We start from the raw sequence: 8,160 nt of genomic DNA, 5'->3' as shown, positions 1-8,160 counted from the left end.
GAGTGACCTAAAGGGGGGAAAATTCCGAGGGTGGGTGACAGATGCGAGTATAATTGTCACCTGTCGCTTGAATTTGTGGCAAGGGAAACCCAGCCAGTTACAGAACTTTCAAACCTATCTCACTCAACCGTTTCAGGATGAACAGGTGCAGTTTATCCGGCTTCTGGTATTGCCTTTAAACTCTTATCCTGATAGCGAAGCGCGGTTATTACTCAACCCAATAACTATGCCTAGTTACTCAGATATTACTCACAATCTAGTCCTAGCATAGGAAAATAATTCTGTCAATAGGTTGATTACTCAGTCAACAAGCACAACTTAATCAATCTGTTATACGTTTATAGCTAAAAAAGCTAGGCTATCTGAAGCGTTGGAAAGATTAGAAAAGGTTCGCATTTCTTGTGAGGATGCAATTAAGTGTATTGAAAGATGGGATTCACCTGATACACTATTCTATTGTGACCCGCCTTATCCCGGTAGTACACAAGGCCACTATAGTGGCTACACGATTAAAGATTGGACAAAACTATGTCATACATTAGATTGCATAACAGGCAATTACATTGTATCGAATTATCATCAGATGATTGAACCTCAATCATTTACACAAAAAATAGAAATAAATACAGTCATGTCCGCTAGTCACAAGAAAGAYGTAAAAAAGAAACGAACTGAAGTATTATGGGTTAAAAGTAACTTAGACGGTTTTAATCAACTTCCTGAGTTAATTAACTCAGAGGCCTATAATTGCCTACTTAATACATGGGGTCAACCTAAGCCCTAAGCCCTAAACCCTAACACCTAACTCAATAACTTAAATGGCCCCCTATGGTTTCTGACTGTAGGGGTGCTTGCATATTTTTTGTTTCCAGGCCTGGTTTTCCAGGCCAGGAAATCATTTATATGAATGCTTACCCCTAATTTACCCACAATAGACGGGTTAAGGTTTTGGCTTAGTGCTTTATTAGGGGTAATCATCCCGGCGGAACCCAGTACCCCTATAAATTGGAGACTTGTCTAGCGGTATGTAGGTATCGGTTTCGATGGGGAATCAATTCTCTAGGATTATGTGGATAACCGATGTCGCTGGTAAAGCAATTGTCTAGGATTATGTAGGTATCAGCGAGAGATGACGAAACAAGTCACCAGTTGAAAAGTTGTTTGAGGGTATCGGGTTGATTCCGGTAGGAGATAGTTTAGATAATGCGATCGCATTTTGTTGGTAGTGAGTAGGCTCCTCAATATTTCACTAATTACCTGACTACCACAGGGAACCAGGTAGGCGGTCTGATATCTTTGTACATTGATAGGGGTATCGTTGTACATTGATAACCTAGTGGGTTCCCCCTACGGCTACCTACAGCTATCATGTTGACTTTGAGCCATATCCTCCCCCAACCGAAACAAACACTCTTGGGGGTGCGACCGATGTGATAGCAGTCAATGGTTCGTAACGAACCGATAGGCTTGCCATTGACGGGTATCACAAGGGAGTTACCCTATCGGTGTTTGGTTGGGGGGTGGTATGGGTATTTGACAGATTGATTAAGTTGTGCTTGTTGACTGAGTAATCAACCTGTTGACAGAATTATTTTCCTATGCTAGGACTAGATTGTGAGTAATATCTGAGTAACTCAATAGGATATAGGGGTTGAGTAATAACCCGCTATCGCTGTCAGGATAAGGGTTTATAGTTAACGCGCCCTGAAGGACTTGAACCCTCGACATCAGGTTTTGGAGACCTGCGTTCTACCAACTGAACTAAGGACGCACCCAGCATGGGGCTTTTATGCCACATGCGTTTGCTAGTATAGCACGGTGTTTTGAACAATGCAAGTGCTTGGTTGGGAAATTTCAAGTTTTGCTCGGAAACCTTCACCACAAGGGACTTACAGAGGACGGTCAAAACGCTGAGGAACCCGCGTCGCTTTCCCAACGCGATCGCGAAGATAGTACAATTTAGCCCGACGGACTTTCCCTCTCATGATTACCTTAATACTAGCAATCCTGGGTGAGTGGAGCAAGAACACCCGTTCTACCCCAACCCCCTGGAAAATACGACGGACGGTGATAGTTTCGTTGATACCACCATTACGCATAGCGATTACCGTCCCTTGATAGGGCTGGATCCGTTCCTTTCCACCTTCAGTGATTCTGACACCGACTTTCACCGTATCTCCCACATAGATTTTAGGGATACTTTCTTTTTGGACGTTGGTTTTGACACTTTCGATCTCTTCTTGCTCAATGGCGCGGATAATTTCCTGGGCTTGCATGGCAATCGTTTAAAACTCACAATCTCTCATTATGACATCCTTTGGTCATTTTTTCAACCCAACCGACAACGATTCCCCCGCTTCAAATCAACCCCTACCCCCTGCACCATGAAATTAACAGTAGGGAAGGGAAGGGACAAGGCACGGCTTGTCTGTATACCTATACCCATAAGCCATGACTGGGAGGAATTTTAAGCGGCTTGAGAAGATTTTAGCAGAGGAAAACCCAGACCTTCTCGTTGTTCTAAATAACAGTGAGCAACCCGGCGCGCCAGAGTCCGAATTCTGCCAATATATCTAGTGCGTTCAGTCACAGCAATTACCCCCCTAGCATCTAATAAATTGAAACTGTGGGAACACTTGAGAACATAGTCTAAACTCGGTAAAACTAAACCTTGCTCAATTAACTGTTCCGCCTCCTGTTCATACAATGAGAATAAATTAAACAGTAACTCCGGATTAGATGCCTCAAAATTGTAGGTACATTGTTCTATTTCCCCTTGTAGATGAATATCACCATAGTTAATCTCATCAGTCCAAGCAATTTTGACGATCGCATCTACATTTTGCAAATACATCGCCAGCCTTTCTAATCCATAGGTAATTTCAATACAAACCGGACGACAATCAATTCCTCCGCATTGTTGGAAGTAGGTAAACTGAGTAATTTCCATACCATCTAACCACACTTCCCAACCTACACCCCAAGCACCCAAAGTGGGGGACTCCCAGTTATCCTCAACAAACCGAATATCATGGTCTTCGGGATTGATTCCTAGTACCCGCAAAGAGTCTAAATAAATCTCTTGGATATTGTTGGGAGAAGGCTTGATTAGCACCTGATATTGATAATAATGTTGAAAACGGTTAGGGTTCTCCCCATAACGTCCATCTGTAGGGCGGCGACAGGGTTCTATATAGGCCACAGACCAAGGTTCTGGACCGATCGCCCGTAGAAATGTATGATGGCTCATGGTTCCTGCCCCTTTTTCGGTATCATAGGGTTGGGCAATTAAACAACCGCGATCGCTCCAAAATTGGTTCAGGGTGGCAATAACTGATTGAAAGTTCACTGGTAAATTATTGATGGCTAAGGTGTCCGCCACAATTCTATCAAATATCATCCTCATTATTTCACAATTGCCAACTTCCCTATACTTTCCCTAGGCTATTGTTGCTTTGATGATAAGATGGGTCTGGTAACAATTACTGGAAGAGAAAATTATGTCTGCTACACATTACTTATCTGTTGTTAAAGCCTTAAAAATGCTAGGGCTGGCGGGATTTTTCGCAACTTTTGCGAGTCCGGTTCCTGGTCAAATTAACCTTGATTTTTCCGAGGATATCATCCTGGCTCAGAATAGTAGCAGCGATATAGTATGGCGCAGGCTCAATCAACAGGAAACCCATGATACTATTGATGCTATACTTGGTAGCCCCATGGGAATCGCCGGATTAAATCAATTGGCGATCGAAGGCTTTATTGGCTTTGATTGTGGCAAAAGTTATTATCAGGATGTGGATGGTTTTCGCTGGCTACTTCAGGTTAATTGTCGTACACCTAGAGGGGTTTCTACTGCTGTGGGCTATGATGAGATTCGGGTTATTTTTAATTCTTTTGAAGGCAGAATTGAGTCCTTTACTACTGAGCGTCATGGCGGCGATTTACCGACTGGGGCGCTCCGTTTAGATTGACAATTATCTTGCCTAAATTGGCGGCTAATACTATTAATCAATAAGCCGCAAATATCTACCATATAACCCTCGTAAAAACCTCTGAGGATACTATAGCTATGCTCGATGATGTGCTGTCAGACCAGCAAGATCCAAAGCCAAAGCCTCGGATACCCTCGGCTACTAACCCGGTTTCTCTTTTTGGCTACTTCACTAATTCCTACTCAATAGTTGAAATTGTCGGTTTGGCGTATCTTAGGTAACACTAACTTTGGCCTAAATGGGAGGATTTAGTTAAGTTTAGCTAATGTATGGCTGGCGATAGTTTTGATTTTATCAAGTTTGTTAAGAATTAATAAGTTTTTATTGATAATAACTAGCAAATACTTGACGAGATTATAGGGGTTTTGCTACCATGTAGGAAATGGCTTCCAAGGGCTTCTTGTGTCTTGGTGCAAAAAAAAGCTCTGTAACCCCTATCCAATGGTTAAAATTAATATTATCTGGTAAAAATTTAAAAATGTCGATGCACGAATTTTCGGGGAATTGGGGGAAGTCCCAAAGCAGTGTCTTGACAAAATAGACATTATGTGCATACCTCCCCAATCAGGGTATAGGATAGTCTAAGGAGTTAAGGGGTGGTTGTAAGAGGAGAATGAGACAGAAGCCATGAGATTTTTAGTCTTAGGTTTAGTGCTGTTGGGGTTATTGTCAGTGACGATCGCACCAGTTTCAGAAGCTGGGATATGTCGAATGTTTGATAATCACCAGATATGTATAATTAGCATCAAACGCAGCGCCAAATACCATTGGGAATATAGGGCGAAATTGAGTATTGACGGGGTAGCGCAGGGAGAGTGGATTTATAATTGTCGCGATCGCCTGCGGGTGAGTTCAGACGGAAAACAGAGTAAATTTCAACCCCACAGTTTTGGGGAGTATCTTTGTCGGAGAGTTAACTAATAACCTCTTGTCGAAATTCCCCCCAGGCTTCCATAGCATTAGGGTCAGAAGGAAAACCCCGGCGCATTAAAAGCAAGCCATTATCGAACTGTAAAATACCATATTCTTGAGTAGAAGTCAAGCGATCGGTAGTTTCTACGATCGCACGTAAAGCATCACGATCGCCACTAAAAGCGACCTGATAGCGTTGAAGTTGCCACAAATCAGCAATAATATAATCCATAGCCACCAACTGACCCTGATCATTGATTAATTGATACAGAGGGAAGCGTAGAACCTGGCGGCGACTGGATAAATGAGGAATTAAATAAGTAGTTCCCGCCACACTAGCATCAGGGGGAATTTCGGCTAAAAGCGATCGCATATTTTGAGACCGTGGCCATTGTTCAGTCAAAGAAACATAAACCCAGGGTTGAATGGAATCAGGGATTAAAAAATACAGGGTTCGATTGGGATTAGAAGTGATGGTAAATATCAAAGACAGACAGATACAAGCGACCCAAAAACGGCGAAATTTGGGAGAAGGTAACTCAGCTTCTGGGGATTTTTCTTGTTGTTTAGCCCACCACAAAATGCTACCATAAAACAATCCGGGAACTACGGTCATGGCGTAGCGAATTGTAATAGCTAAAACGGACATTCCTTGAGCAGAAAACAACTTTAATAAAGGAAAGCCGGCAATCATCCAAGAAGCGGGAGCGATCGCCGGAATAAAAGCCAAAGGCAACCATTGACCAAAAAGATATGTAATAGTGCGACCAAAGGGAGTAAATAACTGCTGAATAAACCGCAAGGGATTACTAACCATCCCCCAAATAATTTGTAAAGTCGAGGCTTCATCTCCCTCGGCGTATTGACCAAAGCGTTCCATCATGAACCGCTGGGAGATATCCGCCGAAAACAAGGGCATAATAAGATTAGTTAAAACCAGCATATAACCGAAACTGAGAACACAGACAATCAAGCCACGGCGGGGGAATCTGTGGCTGAGAATCATATAAACTCCCACCCCAAATAAAACCACGCCCGCATCTTCTCGCACCCCTAAAATCAAAACGGAAAATATCCAGAATAACCACCACCAACCTTTCTCCATAGCCAAGAGAAGGGTAAACACAAATAAAGGAATTTGGCTGACATCGTGAAAATTAGCTAAAGTGGGACCGATAACGGCATTAGCGCCATAAAAACTAACTACAATTAAGGCAGATAGAGGCGGTTCTAAGTATTGTCTGGCTAGGAGGTAAAGAACTAAACCCGCAGCAGTTACCAAAGTGACCTGTAAGACGCTGAGGGTGACAGGAGAGGGAAATATTGCGTACAGGGGTAGCCATAGGAGCAAAGCGGGGGTAAAGTGTTGTCCGAGGCGGTGATAGGAAACGTCGGGGAACTGGCCTTGGTGGACAACATTAGTAGACAGGGCGGAAGATAGGGAACTCTGAAAAAAACGGCCGTGGATACCATTCCAGAAGACTTGGTTAAAAATGCCCTGATCATAGGAAGCATAAAAGGTGAAGTAGCGGTGCAGTAACAAAACCATACAGATGCCCCAAAATGCGATCGCACTACCTAGCAACAGTTTCAGGGACGGGTTTTTATGCCAGTTGACCAAGATAACCACTCCATCTTAATTAGCTCAAATGATTAATATCTCATATTTAGGGCAGGTAGGGGTCAACTTGATTAGCCATGATGTCAAATCACAGGCTAGAATCTAAAGCAGATATTAAATTGAGTCAACAAGTAAGCGCTAGTATCATCCCCTAGCTCTTCATATTCCAGCAGCAGTGTCGAATTGATCAGGTCTTTTGTCCCCCTTGAAAGTCATTCATGGAAGTCGGAACTACCCATAGCAAGACCAACTCTGAAGAATGCTTACAGCTTTTGCTGTTTGTCGATGGTCGCCCTAGCTCCAGAGAGCAAGTCCAACAAATATGTGAATATCTCGAAGTCCTTAAATCTGAGGACAGATTTGATCTGCAAATTATTGATGTGGGAGAGCAACCCTATCTGGCCGAACACTTTAAGTTAGTTGCCACCCCGGCTTTGGTCAAAATTCATCCCTCACCCCGACATATTCTAGCGGGTACTGATATTGTTAAGCAGCTTAATGAATTTTGGCTACGGTGGCAGCAATCTCTTGAACAGTATCAAACTCAGCAGCCATTTGAGGCGAAAGGTTCAGTTAAAAATTATCGCTCTGTTGCTGACCTCAACTATATTGCAGAACTAATCCGACTCAGTGACGAGGTGTTTCGCCTCAAGCAAGAAAAAGAACAATTGCAACAACAGGTAAGTTTTAAGGATCGGATTATTGAAATTTTGGCCCACGACCTCCGTAGTCCTTTGACCGCAGCCTCTCTGGCTTTGGAAACTTTGGAAAATAGCCAAATCGCCGGAGCGCCTAACTCTAAGAAATTTACACCGGCTCTCAAATCTCGCTTAATTAAACAAGCTCGTACTCAGATCCGTCAGATCGATAGGATGATTACTAATATATTAAAGGCGGCTACTGGTCAGAGTTCTCGGTTACAACTGCAACCTTTGCAATTGTCACTGTTAGCATTTTTTCAGGAGATACTACCAGAGTTTGATGATCAGTTACAGGCGAAATCTCTGGAACTCAAAACGGATTTACCTACTGATACTCCTTATGTCTATGCCGATCGCGAACGGATTCGTCAAGTTATTGTTAATTTGTTGGATAATGCGATTAAATATACCCCAGAGGGTGGCACTATTTGGGTGTCTGTCTTGCATCGGACTACCCAAAAAATACAGGTCAGTATTTGTGACAGTGGCCCCGGTATTCCTGAAGAAAATCGCGATCGCATTTTTCAGGATCACTTCCGTCTCGAACGGGATGAGTCCCTCGATGGCTATGGTATTGGTTTATCCCTGTGTCAGAGAATTATCCATGCTCACTATGGTCAGATTTGGGTCAGTTCTACCTCTTCGATGGGCGGTAGCTGTTTTCACTTTACCCTACCTGTTTATGACATTTACCCTACCTTTTAAGTCAACTTGTTGATTTTTTGTTCAATTTAACAAAATGTTGCGGAATTCCCCTTCCTCGCTTGCAGGGAGGGGATGAATAGCAACCAATAAACAAACTGAGCGATAGCGAATCCTCGGATGATCAGCTACAATGTTATCGGCAACAGCAAATCAAGATAATGTATAAGGGGTACAAGTATCGCATCTACCCAACCGACGACCAAAAAGCGTCTCTCGCCAAGGCGTTTGG

The 8,160-nt window shown here is 43.1% G+C and carries 9 protein-coding genes, 1 tRNA gene and 1 pseudogene; 6 read left to right on the top strand and 5 right to left on the bottom strand.

Features of this window, described 5'->3' with window-relative positions; genetic code table 11:
* Positions 1-271 (top strand): annotated as a pseudogene (locus B9T16_RS23135) (hypothetical protein); the annotation flags it as partial.
* A gap of 54 nt (positions 272-325) precedes the next feature.
* Complete coding sequence (locus B9T16_RS23130; RefSeq protein ID WP_410245879.1) at positions 326-784, top strand: DNA adenine methylase; 459 nt, start codon at positions 326-328, stop codon at positions 782-784.
* Positions 785-1,119: 335 nt separating this feature from the next.
* On the opposite strand, the gene B9T16_RS23125 is transcribed toward B9T16_RS23130, so the two are convergent.
* The 4 genes from B9T16_RS23125 to glyQ all read right to left on the bottom strand — a co-directional run bounded on the left by B9T16_RS23125 (position 1,120) and on the right by glyQ (position 3,349).
* Complete coding sequence (locus B9T16_RS23125; RefSeq protein ID WP_410245877.1) at positions 1,120-1,326, bottom strand: hypothetical protein; 207 nt, start codon at positions 1,324-1,326, stop codon at positions 1,120-1,122.
* Positions 1,327-1,698: 372 nt separating this feature from the next.
* Positions 1,699-1,771: transfer RNA gene (locus B9T16_RS23120), tRNA-Trp, on the bottom strand.
* A gap of 118 nt (positions 1,772-1,889) precedes the next feature.
* Complete coding sequence (gene rplS / locus B9T16_RS23115) at positions 1,890-2,276, bottom strand: 50S ribosomal protein L19 (protein WP_006619246.1); 387 nt, start codon at positions 2,274-2,276, stop codon at positions 1,890-1,892.
* A 191-nt stretch (positions 2,277-2,467) separates the two neighbouring features.
* The gene (gene glyQ / locus B9T16_RS23110) at positions 2,468-3,349 is read right to left on the bottom strand and encodes a glycine--tRNA ligase subunit alpha (protein ID WP_006619247.1); all 882 of its coding nucleotides are present in this window, start codon (positions 3,347-3,349) and stop codon (positions 2,468-2,470) included.
* A 151-nt stretch (positions 3,350-3,500) separates the two neighbouring features.
* Here glyQ and B9T16_RS23105 point away from each other — a divergent pair, with 151 nt between their 5' ends.
* Positions 3,501-3,971, top strand: coding sequence for a hypothetical protein (locus B9T16_RS23105; RefSeq protein WP_410245876.1), 471 nt, complete (start codon positions 3,501-3,503; stop codon positions 3,969-3,971).
* A gap of 648 nt (positions 3,972-4,619) precedes the next feature.
* Positions 4,620-4,913: a hypothetical protein gene (locus tag B9T16_RS23100; protein WP_006619249.1), complete on the top strand. Its 294-nt coding sequence runs from the start codon at positions 4,620-4,622 to the stop codon at positions 4,911-4,913.
* Here the strand turns inward: B9T16_RS23100 and B9T16_RS23095 are convergent.
* Positions 4,906-6,453: a DUF2079 domain-containing protein gene (locus B9T16_RS23095; RefSeq protein ID WP_006619250.1), complete on the bottom strand. Its 1,548-nt coding sequence runs from the start codon at positions 6,451-6,453 to the stop codon at positions 4,906-4,908. The two genes, B9T16_RS23100 and B9T16_RS23095, sit on opposite strands and share 8 nt — an antisense overlap.
* A gap of 290 nt (positions 6,454-6,743) precedes the next feature.
* Between B9T16_RS23095 and B9T16_RS23090 the strand changes: the two genes are divergently transcribed.
* Both B9T16_RS23090 and B9T16_RS23085 read left to right on the top strand, forming a co-directional pair.
* On the top strand, positions 6,744-7,931 hold the full coding sequence (locus tag B9T16_RS23090) for a histidine kinase (RefSeq protein WP_006619251.1): 1,188 nt from the start codon (positions 6,744-6,746) through the stop codon (positions 7,929-7,931).
* A 158-nt stretch (positions 7,932-8,089) separates the two neighbouring features.
* Positions 8,090-8,160: helix-turn-helix domain-containing protein (locus B9T16_RS23085; protein WP_410245878.1), on the top strand; the 71-nt coding region annotated here is incomplete at its 3' end.

The sequence above is a fragment of the Arthrospira sp. PCC 8006 genome, from assembly GCF_046480465.1.
GTDB classification, from domain to species: domain Bacteria; phylum Cyanobacteriota; class Cyanobacteriia; order Cyanobacteriales; family Microcoleaceae; genus Limnospira; species Limnospira platensis.
The sequence above is the reverse complement of the archived record's forward strand: the minus strand, read 5'-3'. Positions and strand labels throughout refer to the sequence as shown.

Bases quoted from the DNA above. Each gene is read 5' to 3' on its own strand.
- B9T16_RS23100 (WP_006619249.1), top strand. From the start codon at position 4,620: ATGAGATTTTTAGTCTTAGGTTTAGTGCTGTTGGGGTTATTGTCAGTG.
- rplS (WP_006619246.1), bottom strand. From the start codon at position 2,276: ATGCAAGCCCAGGAAATTATCCGCGCCATTGAGCAAGAAGAGATCGAA.
- B9T16_RS23095 (WP_006619250.1), bottom strand. From the start codon at position 6,453: ATGGTTTTGTTACTGCACCGCTACTTCACCTTTTATGCTTCCTATGAT.
- B9T16_RS23105 (WP_410245876.1), top strand. From the start codon at position 3,501: ATGTCTGCTACACATTACTTATCTGTTGTTAAAGCCTTAAAAATGCTA.
- B9T16_RS23090 (WP_006619251.1), top strand. From the start codon at position 6,744: ATGGAAGTCGGAACTACCCATAGCAAGACCAACTCTGAAGAATGCTTA.
- B9T16_RS23125 (WP_410245877.1), bottom strand. From the start codon at position 1,326: ATGTACAACGATACCCCTATCAATGTACAAAGATATCAGACCGCCTAC.